An 18,598-nucleotide genomic window follows, 5' to 3' on the forward strand; every position below is an offset into this window, starting at 1 on the left:
GGGGCGGCGGGTGGGGTGCGGGCATGGGGACGCTTTCTGGGGGGGGGCGATGTGGGCGGGCGGGTGCGGTTTCGCGCGTGCGAGCCAGGACGTACGGGACGACGCCGTCCAGCGCGTACAGGCCGACGCGTACGTACCTGGACCTACGGGCCGACGCCGTCCAGGGCGTACGTATCGACGCGTACCTTCCGGCCTGAACGGGCGGCCAGGGACGAAGAGTTGAGGGGCGCGGGCGCGCTCCCCGCGCTCAAGGCGCGATGGCCATATGAACCCCTCGGGGAATGCCGGTCCGCAGGTGCAGGGCAAGGTTGACGTCGTTGGCGTCGGGCCGGTCGCGGCCGCTGAGGTCGGCGATGGTCCAGGCGATGCGGAGCACGCGGTCGAGTCCGCGGGCGGTGAGGAGTCCGCGTTCCAGGTCGAGTTCGGCCTCGTGGAGCGCGCCGGGGGCCGGATGCCAGCGGGTGCGGAGTTCGTGGCCGGGGATGTGGCTGTTGGTGCTCCAGGGTGTGCCGGTGAGGCGTGCCGCAGCGCGCTCCCGGGCTTGGCGCACGCGGTCGGCGACCTGGCTGGTGGACTCGCCTCGGTGGACGGTGGCGGTGAGGTCGGCGCGAGTGACGGGCTCGATCTCCACCCTGAGGTCGACGCGGTCGAGGAGCGGCCCGGAGAGCCGGCCTTGGTAGCGGCGGATGGCTCCGGGAGTGCAGGTGCTGGTCTCGCCGTGAAGGGTGCAGCGGCCGCAGGGGCAGGGGTTGGCGGCGAGGATCATCTGGAAGCGGGCGGGGAGTTGGACGACTCCGGCCGCGCGGGCGACGACCACGTGCCCTGATTCGAGTGGCTGCCGCAGGGCGTCGAGGGCCTTGGCGCTGAACTCGGGGGCCTCGTCCAGGAACAGCACGCCGCGATGGGCGAGGGAGACGGCCCCGGGGCGCGGCAGTCCGGGCCCGCCGCCGACGAGGGACTGCATGGTGGCGGAGTGGTGGGGCGCGCAGTACGGCGGGGTCTCGACGAGGGGACGGCCGGGCGGGAGCGTGCCGGCGACGGAGTGGACGGCGGTGACTTCGAGGGACTCCTTCTGCGTGAGGGGCGGCATGATCGACGGGAGCCGTTCCGCGAGCATGGTCTTGCCCGCGCCCGGCGGTCCCTGGAGGAACAGGTGGTGGCCCCCGGCCGCGGCGACTTCGAGGGCGGTGCGGGCGGCGATCTGGCCCACGACCTCGGAGAGGTCGTGGTGGGCGGCCGTGCTGTCGGGGGTGCCGATGGTGGCGAGGGTGCCGCCGAAGCCGCCGGGGGCGGTGGTCGCGCTGCGGTTGGTGTCGGAGTCGGCTTCCTCTTCGGGGACGGGTTCGTCGGTGAGTACGGCGATGAGCTGGCGGAGGCTGCGGACGCCGAGGACGGAGACGCCGGGCACGAGTGAGGCCTCGGCCGTGGCGTTCTCGGGGACGACGACCTGGTCGTACCCCGCGTCGGCAGCCGCGAGGACGGCGGGCAGGACGCCGCGGACGGGCAGGACGCGGCCGTCGAGGCCGAGCTCGCCGATCATGACGACGTCGGCGAGGGTGCGCGGGTCGATGCGTTCGGCCGCGCCGAGGACCGCGCAGGCGACGGCGAGGTCGAAGCCGCTGCCGCCCTTCGGCACGGAGGCGGGGCTGAGCCCGACGGTGAGCTTCTTCTGCGGCCAGGCGTTGCCGGAGTTGACGACGGCGGCGCGGACCCGGTCGCGGCTCTCGGTGAGGCTCTTGTCGGGGAGGCCGACGAGGGTGAAGGCGGCGACACCGGGTTCGAGGTCGGCCTGGACCTCGACGACGACGCCTTCGACGCCGACGAGCGCGACGGAGCAGGTGCGGGCGAAAGCCATCAGGCCACCCCCTGCGCGTGCTCGACGACGGGCGCGCCGCGGCTGGGCAGCAGGATCCCGACGAGGTCGATGCGGACGCCTCCCGGGGGCGGTCCGCCGTGCTGGTGGAGCCAGCGCTCGGCGAGGATGCGCAGACGGTCGGCCTTGGCGGGGGTGATGGCCGCCATCGGGTGTTGGAAGGGCCGGTCGGTGCGGCCGGGGTCGGGGTGTCCTCGGCGGGTCTTGACCTCGCAGAGGACGAGGGTGTCGTGGTCGAGGGCGACGATGTCGATCTCGCCGCCGGGTCCGGACCGCCAGTTGCGGTCGAGGATCTTCATTCCGGCGGCGACGAGCTGCCGGGCGGCGAGGTTCTCGCCGTACTTTCCGAGTGCTCCGCGTGCGTTCATGGGGCACCACCTCCGAGGTCGAAGGTGGTGCATCGGCGCGAGAGTTGTGGATCTTGGTGGATAACCCGGCGGTTGTGGACAACTCCGTCACCCACAAGGGTCACACGGGCCACAAGACCCAGGGCCAGGGGCCTTCGGCTAGCTGCCCGGCAGCTCCAGATCGCTCTTGTTGAGCTCCTCGATGTTCACGTCCTTGAAGGTGAGGACGCGGACCTGCTTGACGAACCGGGCCGGCCGGTACATGTCCCAGACCCAGGCGTCCGCCATGGACACCTCGAAGAACACCTCGCCCTGGACGGAGTGCACCTGCATCTCGTAGTCGTTGGTGAGGTAGAAGCGCCGCTCGGTCTCGATCACGTATTTGAACAGCCCGACGACGTCGCGGTACTCCCGGTAGAGCTTCAGCTCCATCTCGGTCTCGTACTTCTCGAGGTCCTCGGCGCTCATGGCATGTTCCCCTTCAGCCGTGCGTCCCCCTATTGTGCGCCAGTCCGGTGCGTCGCTAGACGATTTCCGTGTCGAGGACTACGGGACTGGCCGGAGGTCCCTCGTCGAGCAGCGCCTTCAGCAGCCCAGCGAGTTTGGTCGGGTACACCGTCTCATGGGTGGCGGACAGTTCTTCACAGGTCCACCACCGCATTCCGGACACGCTGCGTTGTTCGAGCTCGGTGAGGCCCGGCATGTCCGCGGCGGTCCGCTGCGTGGGGGCGAGTCGTCCCGTACGGGCCAGGAAGTACCACTCGTCCTGGTTCCAGCGGCGGCCGGCGAACGGGAACGAGCAGGTGCGCCGCCACAGCACCGGGCCGAGCTCGGCGTCGGTGATCCCGGTCTCCTCGGCGAGCTCGCGCAGGGCGGCCTGCTCGCGGGTCTCGTCGCCCTCGAGGCCGCCGCCGGGCGTGAACCACCAGGTGTCGCCGACCGCCTCGGGGTCGTCGGGCTCGTGCCCGTACAGGAGGAGGATCCGGTCGTCGGGGTCGAGGAGGACGACCCGGGCGACCTTGCGCACCTCGTCCGCCGGGCCCTCGCCGGGCACGGGAGCGGGGACCGGATCGCCTCCCGCCTCCCCAACCGGCTCGGCGCCCGCCTCCCCGACCGACTCTGCGCCCGCCTCGCCGGGACCCGGAGCTCGCTCAGTGGACACCGGCCGGCTCCCTGCGCCGTCCCTGCTGTCCGCGCGAGCCCCGCTTGGCGAACGAGCCGTACGCGGCGCCGCCGAGGATGAGGACAGCGCCGAGGCCGATCGCGCCGACGACCAGCCGCAGCGGCCCGGGGTCGGACAGCCCGCCGGGCAGGTCGGCGAAGCCGGTGGGGCGTTCCAGCATGCCGTCGAGCGGCCAGGCGACGGCGTCCACGCGGGCGTCGACTGCGCTGCGCGGCACCGAGCCGTTGCCGGCCTCGTCGAGGTGGGCGCTGGAGTCGAGGGAGGTGCTGCGTTCGTCGCCGAGGAGGAACAGGCGGCCCTTCGGCACGGTGGTCGGCGGGATGCCGGTGTCGGAGGCCTTGACGCCCTCGGGGAGGTACGGCTCGTCGACGGCCTTGCCGTTGACGGTGAGGCGGCCCTGGTCGTCGCAGCAGGCGATCCGGTCGCCGCCGACGGCCACGACGCGCTTGACCATCGGCAGGTCGCCCCAGGACTGCTCGCTGAAGACGACGACGTCGCCGCGGCGCACCTCGCTGCCGTCGATGCGCTCGGCGAGGACGCGGTCGCCGGCGTCGATGGTGGGGGTCATCGACGCGGTGGGCACGGTGTAGGGCTGGTAGACGAGCGCGCCCCACACGAAGCCGCCGAGGAAGAGCACACAGCCGAGGGCCACGGCCAGGTTCGACAGTCTGCTGCCGAGCCCGCCGCGGCCCTCGTCCGTACGTCGTGTTCTGCTCATCCCAGCCCCACCTCGGTGCATCAGACCCGGTCCGGATCGGTCACGCGCGGGCGTGACCGGTCACACACGGAAGATCGGTGATCTGGGACGGCACCCTACCGGGCGGTACTGCCGCCAGAAACCCTGGAGTTGCCCTCGTCCGAAACCCCGGACGGCACTCCGGACGAGACCTCGGCCGGGCCCCCTGCGGGAACCCCCGCCGAAGCCCGCTCGCCGGTGAGCGAGCGGCGGCGCCACAGCACCAGCGGCACGGCCCCGGCGAGGCCCAGGGCGGCGGGCGCAGCGGCGGCGGCCGTGCTCAGGCCGGGCTGCTCGAAGGTCTCGGGCACGGGCAGCGTGCCCCAGCGGTTGATGGGCCAGGCCTTGACGAAGGCGCGCCCCACGACGTTGTCGACGGGGACGAAGCCGCCGCCCGGGTCCTGCTGGTGGTAGCGGGAGTCGAGGGAGTTCTGCCGGTTGTCGCCCATCACCCAGATCTTGCCGGTGGGGACGGTGACCTTGAACTGGCCGCCCTGGTCGTCGTCACTGCACGGAGTGGCCTTCATGTCGCCGAGCTTGTGGTTGACGTAGTCGCTCTCGTTGAGGGCCTTGCCGTTGACCTTCAGCGGGCCGGTGCCGTTGCACTCGACGGTGTCACCGGCGACGCCGACGACCCGCTTGATCAGGTCCTTCTCCTCGGCGGACGGCATGAGTCCGATGAAGCTGAGGGCCTGCTGCAGGATGTTCGGCTTGGGGGTCGGCTCGCCCTTCAGCCAGTTGCCCGGGTCGTGGAAGACGACGACCTCACCGCGCTCCGGCTCGGAACCGAACCACGGCGTCAGCTTGTCCACGAGTACCCGGTCGCCCTGCTGCAGGGTGTCCTGCATCGAGTCCGAGGGGATCGAGAACGCCTGCACCAGGAACGTCTTGATCAGCAGCGCCAGGAGCAGCGCGATGCCGATGAGCAGCGGCAGTTCCTTCCAGAAGGACCGGCTGCCGGAGCTCCGGCGGGAACCGCCGTCCTCGGGGTCCGTCTCGCCTGGCTCGGAGGCGCCGGAGCCGCCGTTGATCACGTCGCGTTCATCCTCGGGTTCGTCGTGTCCGGATCGTGCGCCGACGGCCAAATCCCCCACATCCACTCCTCGTTCCGTGCCGCCGCCTGTTTCGTACGAGATGTCGTACGCGATGCAGGCCTACCACTCCCATAACGAGCGGGAGTTCCGCAGGGGTCGGGAGGGGGACTTTTGCGTTCAGATTCTCGGGGGCCAGCCTATGCGACGGGCTGTCCGCGGCGTCCGCATCGCCGCCGCCGTCGCCCGCATCGGGGACGGACGCGTACGTGGAGCGTTGCTCCAGCTCGGCCCAGTGGTCGACGGGCCAGGCGATCACCTTGGCGGTGCCGACGACCTCGTCCTCGGAGACGGTGCCCTTGAAGGGGCTGTCGAGGTGGTAGCGGGAGTCGGCGGAGTCGGAGCGGTGGTCGCCCATCACGAAGTAGCGGCCTTCGGGGACCTTGACGTCGAAGCTGCGCTGGGAGGGGGTGTTGATGTCGTCGGGGTGCAGGTAGGGCTCGTTGAGGGCGACGCCGTTGACGGTGACGCGGCCGTCCTTGCCGCAGCACTTGACCCGGTCGCCGCCGACGGCGACGACGCGTTTGATGAGGTCCTGCTCGTCGTCGGAGGGCAGCAGTCCGATGAAGGTGAGGCCCTGCTTGAGCTGCTTGACGCCGACGGGGTCGTCCTGTTTCTTCGGCTGCTGCTCGGCGCGCAGCCAGCCACCGGGGTCCTTGAAGACGACGACGTCGCCGCGCTGGGGTTCGGCACCGAACCAGGGGGTGAGCTTGTCGACGAGAACCCGGTCGCCGATCTTGATCGTCTGCTCCATGGAGCCGGACGGGATCACGAAGGCCTGGACGAGGAACGTCTTCAGGACGAGCGCGATGAGGACGGCGACGCCGATGAGGAGCGGGATCTCCTTGATCGCGGAGCGCCTGCGGCGGCGTTTGATCTTACGGGCCAGCTTGCGGCGCTCGGCCCGCCCAGGCCGCGGACGGCCGCCGTCAGAACCCTGCGGGTCGACACCGGGGCGCGGAGGGGCGCCGCCGGGAGGCGGGGGTGTACCGGGGCCCCCGTCGGCGCCGGGGCCTATGCCGGAGGGGTGGCCTGAGCGGTGGCCGCCGGCGCCCGGAGGCGGTGAACCGGTCGCGCGGCGGCGGCCTTTCGGCTTGCCGCGGCTACCCATGCGCGCCGCCCGGCTTCGGCACCCGCGCGAAGGCGTCGGGCCGGTCGAGCGAGGTGGACCGGTCGAAGGGCAGCGCTATCCAGTCGGCGCGGCCGATCACGGTGTCGACGGGGACCATGCCGCCGCCCGGTGAGCCGAGGTGGTCGCGGGAGTCGCTGGAGTCGCTGCGGTGGTCGCCGAGCACGAACAGGGAGCCCTCGGGCACCACCACGTCGAACGGCACGGTCGAGGGCGCGTCCCCCGGATACAGATAGGGCTCGTCCACCGGCTCCCCGTTCACCTCGATCCGCCCCTGCGCGCCGCCCTGCTTGCCGCGGCAGGTCACCCGGTCACCGCCGACGCCGACCACGCGCTTGATGTAGTCGGAGTCGCCGAAGTATCCGCTGCCGTCGAAGACGACGACATCCCCGCGCTCCGGCTCGGCACCGAAACGGTACGCCAACTTGTTGACCAGGACACGATCCCCGGTGCTCAGAGTCGGTTCCATGGAGCTGCTGGGGATGAGGAACGGCTGCAGTACGAAGGTGCTGACGAGGAGCAGGAACACCAGGCACAGCGCGGCGAGCACCCCGGCCCGCCGCCAACGGCGCGCTCCCGGCGACGACTTCGCCTCGCGGGCCTCGGGTGCGGGCCCGGAAACAGCCGCGGAGCGCGACCCCTCCTCCGCCCGCTCGGTGTCGGCGGGTCCGGAGGAGCGATCGCGCTCCGTGTGCTGTGCTGCTTCGGTGTCCATCGGGGTCAGAGCCTATCCGGCCCGCCCCGAGGCTCCGGATCCGAGGAGGGATCCGGAACGCGAGATCAGTTCTCGCGCTTCTCCTTGATCTTCGCGGCCTTGCCGCGCAGCTCACGGAGGTAGTACAGCTTGGCGCGACGCACGTCACCCTTGGTGACGAGCTCGATCTTCTCGACGATCGGGGTGTGCACCGGGAAGGTGCGCTCCACGCCCACGGAGAAGGAGACCTTGCGGACCGTGAAGGTCTCGCTGACGCCGGCGCCCTGGCGGCGGATGACTACGCCCTTGAACTGCTGCACACGGGAGCGGTTGCCCTCGATGACGCGGACGTGGACGTTGACGGTGTCACCCGGGCGGAAGGCCGGGACGTCGGTGCGCAGCGAGGCGGCGTCGACGGAGGCGAGCAGGTTGCTCATGTTCGTCTGCTTTCTTCGCCGATGCCACAGGTCATCGGCGGGAGGTATGCGATGAGATTCGGTAGCTGATCGCGTCGGGCCGGCGTCGTTCCCCCTGTGGCAGGGGCGCAGGCTGGACGTACAGCAGCGGCCTATTCTTCCACGGCCTCGGGCGTTGGCCCAAATCGCCCGTCGGGGCCGGGCTTCCAGCCCAGGATCGAGAGCATTTCGCGGTCCTTCTTGTCGAAGGCCTTCGGGTCGGTGCGCTCGATGAGGTCGGGGCGATTCCGGACGGTGCGGCGCAGCGCCTCGTCGCGGCGCCAGCGGGCGATCTTGCCGTGGTGGCCGCTGAGCAGCACCTCGGGGATCTCCCGGCCGCGCCACTCGGGCGGCTTGGTGTAGACGGGCCCTTCGAGGAGGTTGGCCATGGCGCCGGGGGCGAAGGAGTCGTCCTGGTGGGAGGCGGCGTTGCCGAGCACTCCGGGCAGGAGCCGGGCGACGGCCTCGGTGACGACGAGGACGGCGGCCTCTCCGCCGGCGAGGACGTAGTCGCCGATGGAGACCTCGTAGACGGGCATGCGGGTCGCGTACTCGTCGACGACGCGGCGGTCGATGCCCTCGTACCGGGCGGGTGTGAAGATCAGCCAGGGCCGCTCGGAGAGTTCGACGGCGAGTTCCTGGGTGAAGGGCCGGCCGCTGGGGGTGGGCACGACGAGTACGGGGCCGCGGGCGCCGCCCTCGTAGCCGTCGGCGAGGGCCTCGTCGAGGCAGTCGCCCCAGGGTTCGGTCTTCATGACCATGCCGGGTCCGCCGCCGTACGGGGTGTCGTCGACGGTGTTGTGCCGGTCGTACGTCCACTGCCTCAAGTCGTGGACGTGGACGTCGAGTTGGCCGCGGGCGCGGGCCTTGCCGACGAGGGAGACGTTCAGCGGTTCGAGGTACTCGGGGAAGATCGTGACGACGTCGAGGCGCATTACGAGTCCTCGCCGGGGGCCTCGTCGGCGGCCTCGCGGGTGGACGCGATCTCGGCGCGGTCGTCGATGAGGCCGGGCGGCGGGTCGATGATCGCGCGCTGTTCCTCTAGGTCGATCTCGGTGACGATCTCCTCGACGAACGGGATCATGACCTCGGTGCCGTCGGGGCGTTCGACGATGAACAGGTCCTGCGCGGCGAGGTGGGAGATCTCGGTGATCCGGCCGACCTCCTGGCCGTCGACGGTGACGACGTCCAGGTCCATCAGCTGGTGGTCGTAGTACTCGTCCTCGCCCTCGGGGAGTTCCTCGGGGTCGACGTCGGCGATGAGCAGGGTGTTGCGGAGCGCCTCGGCGCCGTTGCGGTCCCGTACGCCCTCGAAGCGCAGCAGCAGGCGTCCGCTGTGGACGCGGCCGGCGGCGATGGTGAGGGGCCCGGTGGCGGCCGGGTCGGTGGCGAGGACGGCGCCGGGCGCGAGCCGCAGCTCGGGTTCGTCGGTGCGGACCTCGACGGTGACCTCGCCCTTGATGCCGTGGGCGCGGCCGATGCGTCCCACTACCAACTGCACGTTGCGTTCTCCTTCGTACGACGACGGGCCGGGGCGGGCCAGAAGCCCTCCCCGGCCCGTGCCGGTATTGCCTTGTGGTTCAGCGAACCTGGTCGACGTCGACGAGGTCGACGCGGACACCACGACCGCCGATGGCCCCTACGACGGTGCGCAGGGCGCGTGCGGTGCGGCCGTTGCGGCCGATCACCTTGCCGAGGTCGTCGGGGTGGACCCGGACCTCGAGGACGCGCCCGCGGCGCAGGTTGCGGGAGGCGACCTGCACGTCGTCGGGGTTGTCGACGATGCCCTTCACGAGGTGCTCGAGAGCCTCCTCGAGCATGCTCAGGCCTCGGTCGACTCGGCCGCGGACTCAGCCGGAGCGTCGTCCTTCTTCTCGGCCTTCTTCTTCTGGGTGATGGCCTCGCCCTTGGGCTCGTCCTCGGCGCTGACGGCCTCGAAGGTCGGGCGCGCGGCCTTCGGCTCCGGCTGCAGCAGCGGCGCCGGGGCGGGCTCGCCCTTGAACTTCTGCCAGTCGCCGGTCTTCTTCAGGATGGCGAGCACCGGCTCGGTCGGCTGCGCGCCGACACCCAGCCAGTAGGCGACGCGCTCGGCGTCGACCTCGATGCGCGAGGGGTTCTGCACCGGGTGGTACAGACCGATCTCCTCGATGGCCCGGCCGTCACGGCGGGTACGGGAGTCGGCGACGATGATGCGGTAGTGAGGCGAACGGATCTTGCCCAGACGCTTCAGCTTGATCTTGACTGCCACGGGAGTGGTGTCTCCTGGTCTTGACGTGGGTGGGCACAACGAAGATGCCGCGTGGGGTTGCGGTACTCGAGTGCCCGATGGACGCGTCAGCCGGAGGAGAGAGGGGTCCTGTGCGGCTGTCGAGTACAGCTGGCCATTCTGCCATACCTCGCGGGGGCGGGGTTCCTCGGGCCTGATCCTCGGCCTGCAGGTGGCCGTCGGCCCGGCCGAGGACGCGGGGCCGCGGTTACGCCGCGCCCACGACTTCCGGGATGCGGAACGGCTTGCCGCAGCCGCCGCACACGATCGGCGCCTGGGCGAGGACCGAGGGGACCACGCGGACGTTGCGCCCGCAGTCGCAGACCGCCTTGACGCGGACACCGCCGCCGGACGAGCCGTGCCGGGCGGCGGGCCCGCGGAAGCTGCGGGCGCTGTCCTGCGCGGTGGCCGCGGTGTGCGCCTTGAGGGCGCGCTGGAGACGCTCGATCGTCGTTCGGTACCGCTTTCTCGCCTCGGGGTTGAGCGTGACCAGGGAGAAGCCGCTGCTCGGGTGCGGCTCCTCGGGGTGGTCGAGGCCCAGCTCCTCGGCGATCGCGAGGAAACGGCGGTTGTGATAGCGGCCTGCGCGTGAGGTGTCGCGGACGCCGCGGGCGGCGGCGATGCCGTGGACTGCCTCGTGCAGCAGTCGCTCGAAGGAGAGCTCGGCGCCGCAGGCGGACGAGGACTCTCCGATCAGGGACTCGGGCGCGGCAAGGCTCGGCAGCTCGGGGTGGTGCCGCTGAATGTCGGCCCACGCCTGCGCCAGCTCTGCGGCGAGTACAGGTGGTGTCGTGCTCACGTCGTGACAACGAGCCGGGGGCCCTCGGTGTTCCTATTACGGGGCATCCCAAATAATTTGCACGTACCAGTCAGTTGCCGCTGATGCGTCCTGACGCGGGCGGGTGCGCCGATCTGCGCAGGAACGCAAGCGAACGCAACGGAACGCACAGGAACCTCACAGCTCACGCCAAGGTGAGGCGTAGCGGCACGTACGCCGCAGGAGGGCCGGGTCCGTCTCGATGCGTAGCCGGGCCCACCGCTCTCGGCGGACCGCGGGGCCGGGGCGACCGTACCGCGTCAGTCCGGGTGCTTGGTGAGGCGGGTGATGCCGGCGGCGCGGTAGGCGTCGTCCTCCTCCAGGGTCTCGTTGGCGAGGAGGGCCTCGGCCAGGGCGTCCAACTGGTCGCGGTGGTCGCGGAGTTGGCGGCAGGCGCTCTCGTAGCACTCGTCGACGATGCGGCGCATCTCGTCGTCGATGGTGTCGAGGGTGCCGGGGGCGGCGGAGAGGCCGTAGGCCTGCTGGGCGTCGCCGGGGAGGGCGGAGAGGCGGCCGACGCGTTCGCTCATGCCCCAGCGGCCGACCATGCCGCGGACGATGTTGGTGACCTGTTCGAGGTCGCTCTCGGCGCCGGTGGTGATGACGCCGAACACGACCTGCTCGGCCGCCATGCCGCCGAGCGCCCCGATGACGCGGCCGCGCAGGTACTCCTCCGTATAGGCATATTTATCGGCGTCGGGTGTGGACAACGTGACGCCGAGGGCGCGGCCCCGGGGCACGATGGTCACCTTGCGTACGGGGTCGGCGCCGGGCTGGAGCATGCCGAGCAGGGCGTGCCCGGACTCGTGGTAGGCGGTGCGGCGGCGCTCTTCCTCGGGCATGACCAGGGGCCGTTCGGCGCCGAGTTGGACCTTCTCCAGCGCGTCGGAGAGGTCGGGCCCGGTGACCTTCGGCTGACGGCGTTTGACGGCGAGGAGCGCGGCTTCATTGGCGAGGTTGGCGAGCTCGGCACCGGTCATCCCCGGTGTCGTACGGGCGACTTGGGCGAGGTCGACGTCGTCCGCGAGGGGGATGTCGCGGGTGTGGATGCGCAGGATCGCCTCGCGGCCCTTGCGGTCGGGCGGGCTGACGGTGACGGTGCGGTCGAAGCGGCCGGGACGGGTGAGAGCGGGGTCGAGGACGTCCGCGCGGTTGGTGGCGGCGATGACGACGACGCCTTCGGAGCCGGAGAAGCCGTCCATCTCGGTGAGGATCTGGTTGAGGGTCTGCTCGCGCTCGTCGTGGCCGCCCATGCCGGATCCGCCGCCGCGGGCCCGGCCGATGGTGTCGATCTCGTCGATGAAGATGATCGAGGGCGCCACCTTGCGGGCCTCCGCGAAGAGTTCCCGTACGCGGGACGCGCCGACGCCGACGATCATCTCGATGAACTCGGAGGCGGAGGCGGAGAAGAACGGCACGCCGGCCTCGCCCGCGACGGCGCGCGCGAGCAGGGTCTTGCCGGTGCCGGGCGGGCCGGCGAGGAGGACGCCGCCGGGCATGCGGGCGCCCATCTTCCGGTAGCTGTCGGGGTTCTTGAGGAAGTCGACGACGTCGTTGAGCTCGCCCTCGACCTCGTCGATGCCGGCGACGTCGGCGAACGTGGTGCGCTTGCCGGCCTCCAACTCGACCGGTTTCGGCGGCTGTTTGCGCCCGAGCATGCCGCCCGCACCGCCGCCCATGCCCGCGGCCATCCGGCGCGCCAGGAACACCCACAGGGCGACGAGCAACAGGATCGGCAGGAGGGAGAGCAACAGGTTGGTGAGGAGACTGGGCTCCTTGTAGACGGGCTCGGCGGTGACGGTGACCTTGGCCTTGGTCAGCTCGGCCCAGAGCTGGTCGTCGGCGAAGCTCGGCCGCTGCGTGGCGAACTTGTCGTACGTGCCCTTCCGGCCCTCCGGGGCGTCGACGGCCTTCTTGAGGTCGCCCTGGATCTGGTCGCCCTTGGCGTAGATCTTGGCGACGTTGCCGGCCGTGACCTGCTTGCTGAACTCGGTGTACGAGATCTTCGTGGGCGGTTCGTCGCCGAAGAGCGAGAGCAGCAGGTTGGTGAGGAGATAGACGAGCAGGGCGGTCCAGATGAGGCCGCGCCAGCTCACCTTCTTCTTGGGTGGCGGGGGCGGCGGTGCGCCCTCCGAGCGCCACGGCTGGTCGGTCCGGTCGCGGGGAGGCACAGGGCTGGTCACGATCGCCATTATTGGCGGATCGGACTTCTCGGGCATTTCGACCTGGGATGCCGTCCTGACCGGCCGCTTTTGTCCACAGGCGTTGGCAGTGGTCGGGATCCTGGTTACTGTCCGCTTCGCGCCGTGGGCGGTGCCGTACGAGGGTCCGCACGAGGTGCTGGCGGCTGGGTGTCATGCGATGGGAGGGCCGTGGACGAGCGGCTGGCGATACGGGTGCGGTTGTTCCGTGAGGGGGGTCAAGTGCGGCCCGAGGTGGTCGAGTTCGTGGTCGCGGAGCTGGCCGCGCTGGACGCGGAGGGGGCGCCGGTCACCGATGAGAGCGCGGGCCTGCTGACCAGCCATCTGATGTTCGCGCTCACCCGGCTCGTGGACGGCGAGCCGATCACGGAGTACAGCACGGACGCGCAGGTCGCGGCGGAGCTCGCGGACCACCCGGAGGCGCTGTGGCGGGCACGGGCCGTGGCCGCGCGGGCGCGCGAGCGGCTCGGGGCGACGCTGCCCGAGTCGGAGGTCAACTTCCTGGGGCTGCACCTGGCGGTGCTGGCCCGGCACGGCACGCACTGAGAGACGGCGGCACGGCCGCCCACCGAGCGGAGGGAAGCGGCATGGCGAAGATCCTCACCGGCGGCGTCGGCAAGGTCGAGGTGGCCGAGGCGGTGCGGCTGCTCGGCCTCGACGGCGTGGACGTGACCGTCTCCAGCGACATCGACGCCGCTCTGCTGCTGCGCGCCGGCCGCGCGGACTACTACCTCGGCACCTGCCACACCGGCGCCGGCGCCTCCCTCGGCGTGCTCGTCGGCCTCCTCGGGCAGCCGCTGTGCCACACGTTCGGGCGGGGCGTGCCGAGCGCGGACGAGGTGGCGGCGCTGCTCGGCGACGGCAAGCGGGTCTTCGGCTTCGCCCTCGACCGGGCGGAGGCCGTCGCTCCGGTGCTGGCCCGCGCGATCTCCGCGCGGGCGGAGTGAACGGTGGGCGGGCCGACCGAAGGGCGGGGTCCCGTCGCCCTGGCCGCAGGGCTCGATCTGTCGCTGTCGCAGCAGCTCACGGTCATCGCGCTCTGTGCGCTGACCGCGTTCGTGTCGCATCTGGCGCTCGCCGTGTTCAACGACGGCGTACGGCCGTTCCTGCTCGACTTCGTCCAGGGCCGCAGCACGCGCCCGGCCACCGCGGCCGTCTCGTTCGGGCTCTCGGCGGGGTTCGTCTTCGGGCTCGGCGCCCCGATGGCGCTCGCGTCCGGTGTGCTGAACCCGTGGCTGCTGTTCCTGCCCACCGACGTCCTCGGGCTGCTCGCGCCGAGGAAGTGGCTGGCGCCGCTGCTCGGCGCGGCCTGGGGCGCGGTCGTCGTGTTCGGCCTGGGCGGGGCGAACCGCCTTGCGCACGATCTGCCGGTCGACTTCCTGACGGCGATGCAGGAGATGTCGACCCCGATCCTGTACCTGTTCACGCTGTTCCCGGTGCTCGCCGTGACCCGGCAGTTCGGGCGGCTGCGCGGCGGCCTGGTCGGCCTCGTCGAACTCGCCCTGGTGGTCCTGACGTCGAAGCTGTGGCCGGACATGTTCGCGGGCGCCCTCGCCATGGCGGTGGGCGTGCTGCTGCTGATCGGCTTCGCGGTGGCCAGGGACGTACGGGAACGCAGAACCGCGCGTGCCGCGGCCTCGTCCGCGGCCGTGCCCGGTGCCGACGACCCCATGGCGTCGCTGTTCGGGGCGAGTGCGGCGCGGCTGCGGCGGCATCTGCCGCTGTTCATGCTGCTCGGCGCGGGGATCTGCGTGCTCGCCCAGCTGAAGGTGTTCGGCGGGGGCGAGGCGACGAGCTTCCTGATCGCGAAGGGGCAGTACGCGGAGGCCGCGCAGGTCGACTTCTACCGGATGTTCGGCTTCCTGCCGCTGATCGCGACGACGGCGCTGGCGTCGGGCGCGTACGGGATCGTCGGGTTCACGCTCGCGTATCCCGTCGGCTATCTGCTGCCGAATCCGCTGCTCGCGGCGGTGGCGGGGGCGGCGGTGTTCGCGGTGGAGGTGCTCGCGCTGTCGGCGATCGGGCGGGTGCTGGGGCGGCTGCCGAGCCTGCGGGACTCGTCGGAGCATCTGCGGGCGGCGATCGGGGAGGCGCTGGGGCTCGCGATCCTCTTCGGTTCGCTGCTCGCCGCGAACCGGATGGGCGGCGGGCTCGGCATTCTCCTCTGCGGCGGGCTGTATCTGCTGAACGAGGCGACGGGGCGGCCGGTGGTGCGGATGGCGGCGGCTCCGGCGGCGGTGATCGTCGGGGGTGTCGTCCTCAACTGCCTGTACTGGCTCGGCCTGTTCACTCCGGTCAAGGGCTGACCGGCGCATGCTGTCTTCGTCCCGGGAGCCTGCGCGTCCTCTGCTGCAGACGGTGCTCGGTCCCCTCTCCCCCGCCTACGTACGCGGTCCGGTCCTGCCGCACGAGCACCTGGTCCTCGACCTGGACCGTGCCGGGGACCGCGCGGCCGTCCTCGACCCGGCGGCGCACGGCCCGTACGTGACGGCCGAACTGGCGGCGCTGCGCGCCGAGTTCGGGCTCGGCCTGGTCGTCGAGGCGAGCTGCCGCGGCATGGGCCGTGACCCGCACGCCGTCGCCCGCATCTCGGCGGCGGCGGGCGTCCCGGTGGTGGCGGCCACAGGCTGGTACTACGAGCCGTTCCACCCACCGGAGGTCGCCCACGCCGATGTGGAGGAGCTGATGCGGGTGCTGTTGCTCGACATCGACGAGGGGATGGCGGGCGCGGAGGACGCGCAGGACGCGGAGGGCGCGGAGGGCGTACAGGGGGCGGCGCGCCTGTCGCGTGTCCGGCCCGGTGTCATCGGTGAAGTCGGCAGTCACGGCGACCGGCCCAGCCCCGTCGAGGCCCGGTGTCTGCGCGCCGCCGCCGGGGCCGCCCGGGCGCGGGGGCTGTCCGTCATGACGCATGCGCAGCTGGGCCGGGGCGGGCTCGCTCAGCTCGACCTGCTCGTCGGCGCCGGGCTCGCGCCGCACCGTGTGGCGGTCGGGCACCAGGATCTGCTCCAGGAGCCGTCCGTGCACCGGGAGTTGGCGGCGGCCGGGGCGTACGTCGCGTTCGACACCGTCGGCAAGGAGAGCTACCGCAGCGACGCCGACCGGCTGCGGCTGCTGCTCGCACTGCTCGACGCCGGGCACGCCGACCGGACCCTGCTCAGCTGCGACATCTCCCGGCACGCCTACCTGGAGGCGGAGGGCGGGCACGGCTACGGGCACCTCTTCCGGTCCTTCCTCGCCCGACTGCGCGCGGCGGGCGTGGACGAGGACCTGATCGACCTGATGACCCGCCGCAACCCGCTGCGGTTCCTGACCGGCGGTACGGGCGGGGCGAGCGCATGACGGCCCCCCGCGACCCCGCACCCACCCCCACCGCTCCCGGCGGGCCCCGGCTCCCGGTCACGTACCCGCTGCCCACCGTGCCGCTCGACGACGCGATCGCCCGGCAGTTCCGGCTGCTGGAGTGCACGGCGGCGCACTTCGACGGCCGGGAGCTGTTCGCGGCGGACGTGGGCGTCGTACCGGAATCGGGGCGACCGCGGACGACCGCGCGGGTGGAGGCCGTGCTCGCGGACTTCTTCGGGGCCGAGGACGCGGCGCTCGTGCAGAGCGCCGGCACGGGCGCGATCCGGGCCGCGCTCGACCAGGTCACCGTCCCCGGCGCCGGTCCCCTGCTGATCCACGACGCGCCGGTGTACCGCACGACCGAGGTGACACTGCGCGGCACGGACACGGTCCGGGTCGACCTCAACGACCCGGCAGCGCTCCAACGCGCCCTGTCGACCGGTCGGTTCAGGTGGGCGTACGTCCAGCACACCCGGCAGCGGCTCGGCGACGCGTACGAGCTGGGGGCGGTGCTCGCGGTGTGCCGGGCGGCCGGGGTGCGGAGCGTGGTGGACGACAACTACGCGGTGCTGCGGGTGCCGCACTGCGGGGTCGAGCTCGGCGCCGACGCCTCCTGCTTCTCGTTGTTCAAGCTGCACGGGCCGGAGGGCGTGGGCGTCGTGGTGGGCGCGGGCGACCTGGTCGGGCGGGTGCGGCGGGCGAACTACTCGGGCGGCGGGCAGGTCCAGGGCCACCAGGCGCTCGACGCGCTGCGGGCGCTGACGCACGTACCGGTGATGTGGGCGCTGCAGTCGCGGGTCGGCGCGGAGGTGGCGGAGCGGCTCGCGGCGGGCGAGGTCGCGGGGGTGGCCGAGGTGCGGATCGCCAACGCGCAGGACCGCTGTCTGCTCGTCCGCCTGAACGCCCCGGTGGCGCGGGCACTGCCGGAGGCGGCGGCCCGGCACGGCGCGGCGCCGTACCCGGTGGGCGCCAACTCCCGTTACGAGATAGCCCCGTTGGTCTACCGCCTGTCCGGCTCGTCCCTCGCCGACGCCCCGGAGCTCGCGGACTGGGCGGTCCGCGTCAACCCGATGCGGGCGGGCGCGGACCTGGTGGTGAACGTCCTGCGGCGCGCCCTCGCCGACCTGAACGCACGCGGCGACTTGGACGCACACGGGGGCCTCTGCCCGCCCGCGCCCGCCGCCCAGACCACGGAAGCCGACCCGAACACGCCCACCGCCCCGAACACCCACGCCGACCCGAGCACGCCCACCGACCAGCCCACCCCACCCGGAGGCCCCCCGTGTTCCTGACCTCCGTGCTCGCCCGCAACCCCGCGCTCGTCGGCGCCGCGGCCGACCTGCACCGCTCGGGCGCGATCCCGCCGGACACGTACGTCGTCGACCTGGACGCGGTCGAGGAGAACGCGGCGCTGCTCGCGGAGGCGGCCGGGCGGGCCGGGCTCGGGCTGTGGTTCGTGGTCAAGCAGATCGGCCGCAACCCCGAGCTGATCAGGGCGGTCGCCCGGCACATCCCCCGCAGCGCGGCCATCGACCCGCCCGAGGCGGACGCCCTGCACGCGGCCGGAGCCCGCCCCGGCAACCTCGGCCACCTCGTGCAGCTCCCGCGCCGTGCCCTGCCCGCGCTGCTCGCCCGGCGCCCCGAGGCGGTCACGGTCTTCGACGCGGACAACGCCCGCGCGGTGTCGGACGCGGCGCGCGAACTCGGCTTCGTACAGGACGTGTTGGTGCGGGTCGAGGGCGCGGCGGAGGCGACGTTCCCCGGGCAGGAAGGCGGTGTTCCGCTCGCCGGGCTCGACGCGTTCGCGGCGGCGGTGGAGCGGCTCGACGGGGTGCGGATCGCGGGCGTCACGGCCTTCCCGTGCCTGCGCTGCGACCCGTCGACGGGCCTCCCCGAACCCACGCCGAACCTCCGACTGGCCGGGCGCGCAAGGGAGTTGCTGTCCGCCCGGGGCCACGGACCACGGCTCAAACTCAGCGCCCCCGGCGTCACCTGCGCCGCCACGCTCGACCTGCTCGCCGCGCACGGCGCCACCCACGGTGAGCCCGGCCACGCCCTCACCGGCACGACCCCGCTGCACGCGGTCGACGCCCGGCAGCCGGAACGGCCCGCGTACGTGTACGTGTCGGAGGTCGCCCACACGCTCGCCGACGGCCGGCCCGCCCTGTTCGGCGGCGGCTTCTACCCGCGCGGCGGCGTCCGCTCGGCGCTGCTGCCCCGCACCGGGGAACGCCTCGCCGTCCAGGAGGCGCCGCCCGGCCACATCGACTACTACCGGCTGCTCGCCGCGCCGACCGGGCCCCGCGCACGCCTCGGCGACACGGCGGTGCTGGCGTTCCGTACGCAGATGTTCGTCACCCGCAGCACGGTGGCCGTCGTCGCGGGCCTGAGCCGCGCCGCGCCCCGCCTCGTCGGCCTGTACGACTCCTACGGGCGCCCGGCCGCATAGATCCGTACGACA

21 protein-coding genes are annotated in these 18,598 nt (G+C 72.3%); 6 read left to right on the forward strand and 15 right to left on the reverse strand.

Annotated elements, in window-relative coordinates; translation table 11 throughout:
- Positions 1 to 247: 247 nt before the first annotated feature.
- From ACIDOF_RS00005 to ftsH, 15 genes are all read right to left on the reverse strand, one after another.
- The gene (locus ACIDOF_RS00005; RefSeq protein ID WP_409003487.1) at positions 248 to 1,855 is read right to left on the reverse strand and encodes a YifB family Mg chelatase-like AAA ATPase; all 1,608 of its coding nucleotides are present in this window, start codon (positions 1,853 to 1,855) and stop codon (positions 248 to 250) included.
- Positions 1,855 to 2,241: a YraN family protein gene (locus tag ACIDOF_RS00010; protein ID WP_409003488.1), complete on the reverse strand. Its 387-nt coding sequence runs from the start codon at positions 2,239 to 2,241 to the stop codon at positions 1,855 to 1,857. The genes ACIDOF_RS00005 and ACIDOF_RS00010 overlap by 1 nt, the downstream gene beginning before the upstream one ends.
- Positions 2,242 to 2,379: 138 nt before the next feature.
- Entirely contained in the window at positions 2,380 to 2,688 is a 309-nt protein-coding gene (locus ACIDOF_RS00015; RefSeq protein WP_005311352.1) for a DUF2469 domain-containing protein, read from the reverse strand.
- Between the two features lie 55 nt (positions 2,689 to 2,743).
- Positions 2,744 to 3,274: an NUDIX hydrolase gene (locus ACIDOF_RS00020; protein ID WP_409003997.1), complete on the reverse strand. Its 531-nt coding sequence runs from the start codon at positions 3,272 to 3,274 to the stop codon at positions 2,744 to 2,746.
- Between the two features lie 97 nt (positions 3,275 to 3,371).
- A complete protein-coding gene (lepB, locus tag ACIDOF_RS00025) occupies positions 3,372 to 4,121 on the reverse strand; it encodes a signal peptidase I (protein ID WP_409003489.1) in 750 nt (249 codons plus the stop codon).
- A gap of 95 nt (positions 4,122 to 4,216) precedes the next feature.
- A complete protein-coding gene (gene lepB, locus ACIDOF_RS00030; RefSeq protein WP_409003490.1) occupies positions 4,217 to 5,233 on the reverse strand; it encodes a signal peptidase I in 1,017 nt (338 codons plus the stop codon).
- A complete protein-coding gene (gene lepB / locus ACIDOF_RS00035) occupies positions 5,181 to 6,341 on the reverse strand; it encodes a signal peptidase I (RefSeq protein WP_409003491.1) in 1,161 nt (386 codons plus the stop codon). Before lepB (ACIDOF_RS00035) ends, lepB (ACIDOF_RS00030) begins: the two co-directional genes overlap by 53 nt.
- Positions 6,334 to 7,074: a signal peptidase I gene (lepB, locus tag ACIDOF_RS00040; RefSeq protein WP_409003492.1), complete on the reverse strand. Its 741-nt coding sequence runs from the start codon at positions 7,072 to 7,074 to the stop codon at positions 6,334 to 6,336. The genes lepB (ACIDOF_RS00035) and lepB (ACIDOF_RS00040) overlap by 8 nt, the downstream gene beginning before the upstream one ends.
- Before the next feature lie 65 nt (positions 7,075 to 7,139).
- Entirely contained in the window at positions 7,140 to 7,490 is a 351-nt protein-coding gene (gene rplS, locus ACIDOF_RS00045; RefSeq protein WP_282544011.1) for a 50S ribosomal protein L19, read from the reverse strand.
- Positions 7,491 to 7,621: 131 nt separating this feature from the next.
- The gene (gene trmD, locus ACIDOF_RS00050; protein ID WP_409003493.1) at positions 7,622 to 8,443 is read right to left on the reverse strand and encodes a tRNA (guanosine(37)-N1)-methyltransferase TrmD; all 822 of its coding nucleotides are present in this window, start codon (positions 8,441 to 8,443) and stop codon (positions 7,622 to 7,624) included.
- A complete protein-coding gene (rimM, locus tag ACIDOF_RS00055; protein ID WP_409003494.1) occupies positions 8,443 to 9,009 on the reverse strand; it encodes a ribosome maturation factor RimM in 567 nt (188 codons plus the stop codon). The genes trmD and rimM overlap by 1 nt, the downstream gene beginning before the upstream one ends.
- A gap of 79 nt (positions 9,010 to 9,088) precedes the next feature.
- Entirely contained in the window at positions 9,089 to 9,328 is a 240-nt protein-coding gene (locus ACIDOF_RS00060; protein ID WP_014176063.1) for an RNA-binding protein, read from the reverse strand.
- Positions 9,329 to 9,330: 2 nt separating this feature from the next.
- Positions 9,331 to 9,756, reverse strand: a complete 426-nt coding sequence (gene rpsP, locus ACIDOF_RS00065) for a 30S ribosomal protein S16 (RefSeq protein WP_409003495.1) — start codon at positions 9,754 to 9,756, stop codon at positions 9,331 to 9,333.
- Positions 9,757 to 9,982: 226 nt separating this feature from the next.
- Positions 9,983 to 10,573, reverse strand: coding sequence for a hypothetical protein (locus ACIDOF_RS00070; RefSeq protein ID WP_409003496.1), 591 nt, complete (start codon positions 10,571 to 10,573; stop codon positions 9,983 to 9,985).
- Positions 10,574 to 10,851: 278 nt separating this feature from the next.
- Positions 10,852 to 12,774 carry an ATP-dependent zinc metalloprotease FtsH gene (gene ftsH, locus ACIDOF_RS00075; protein ID WP_409003497.1) on the reverse strand — a complete coding sequence of 641 codons (1,923 nt, stop codon included), beginning with the start codon at positions 12,772 to 12,774 and terminating at the stop codon, positions 10,852 to 10,854.
- A gap of 189 nt (positions 12,775 to 12,963) precedes the next feature.
- Here ftsH and ACIDOF_RS00080 point away from each other — a divergent pair, with 189 nt between their 5' ends.
- The 6 genes from ACIDOF_RS00080 to ACIDOF_RS00105 are packed head-to-tail and all read left to right on the forward strand — an operon-like array spanning position 12,964 to position 18,586.
- Complete coding sequence (locus ACIDOF_RS00080; RefSeq protein WP_409003498.1) at positions 12,964 to 13,338, forward strand: transcriptional antiterminator; 375 nt, start codon at positions 12,964 to 12,966, stop codon at positions 13,336 to 13,338.
- Positions 13,339 to 13,379: 41 nt separating this feature from the next.
- Positions 13,380 to 13,739 (forward strand): DUF2620 domain-containing protein, encoded by a 360-nt coding sequence (locus tag ACIDOF_RS00085; RefSeq protein WP_409003499.1) that lies wholly within the window; start codon positions 13,380 to 13,382, stop codon positions 13,737 to 13,739.
- Positions 13,740 to 13,742: 3 nt separating this feature from the next.
- Entirely contained in the window at positions 13,743 to 15,098 is a 1,356-nt protein-coding gene (locus tag ACIDOF_RS00090) for a YhfT family protein (RefSeq protein ID WP_409003500.1), read from the forward strand.
- Positions 15,099 to 15,105: 7 nt separating this feature from the next.
- Complete coding sequence (locus ACIDOF_RS00095; protein ID WP_409003501.1) at positions 15,106 to 16,134, forward strand: phosphotriesterase; 1,029 nt, start codon at positions 15,106 to 15,108, stop codon at positions 16,132 to 16,134.
- Entirely contained in the window at positions 16,131 to 17,429 is a 1,299-nt protein-coding gene (locus ACIDOF_RS00100) for an aminotransferase class V-fold PLP-dependent enzyme (RefSeq protein ID WP_409003502.1), read from the forward strand. The genes ACIDOF_RS00095 and ACIDOF_RS00100 overlap by 4 nt, the downstream gene beginning before the upstream one ends.
- A complete protein-coding gene (locus tag ACIDOF_RS00105; protein ID WP_409003503.1) occupies positions 17,420 to 18,586 on the forward strand; it encodes an alanine racemase in 1,167 nt (388 codons plus the stop codon). Before ACIDOF_RS00100 ends, ACIDOF_RS00105 begins: the two co-directional genes overlap by 10 nt.
- The last annotated feature ends 12 nt before the right edge of the window (positions 18,587 to 18,598 follow it).

The sequence above is a fragment of the Streptomyces sp. Da 82-17 genome (assembly GCF_046098215.1).
Lineage (GTDB): Bacteria > Actinomycetota > Actinomycetes > Streptomycetales > Streptomycetaceae > Streptomyces.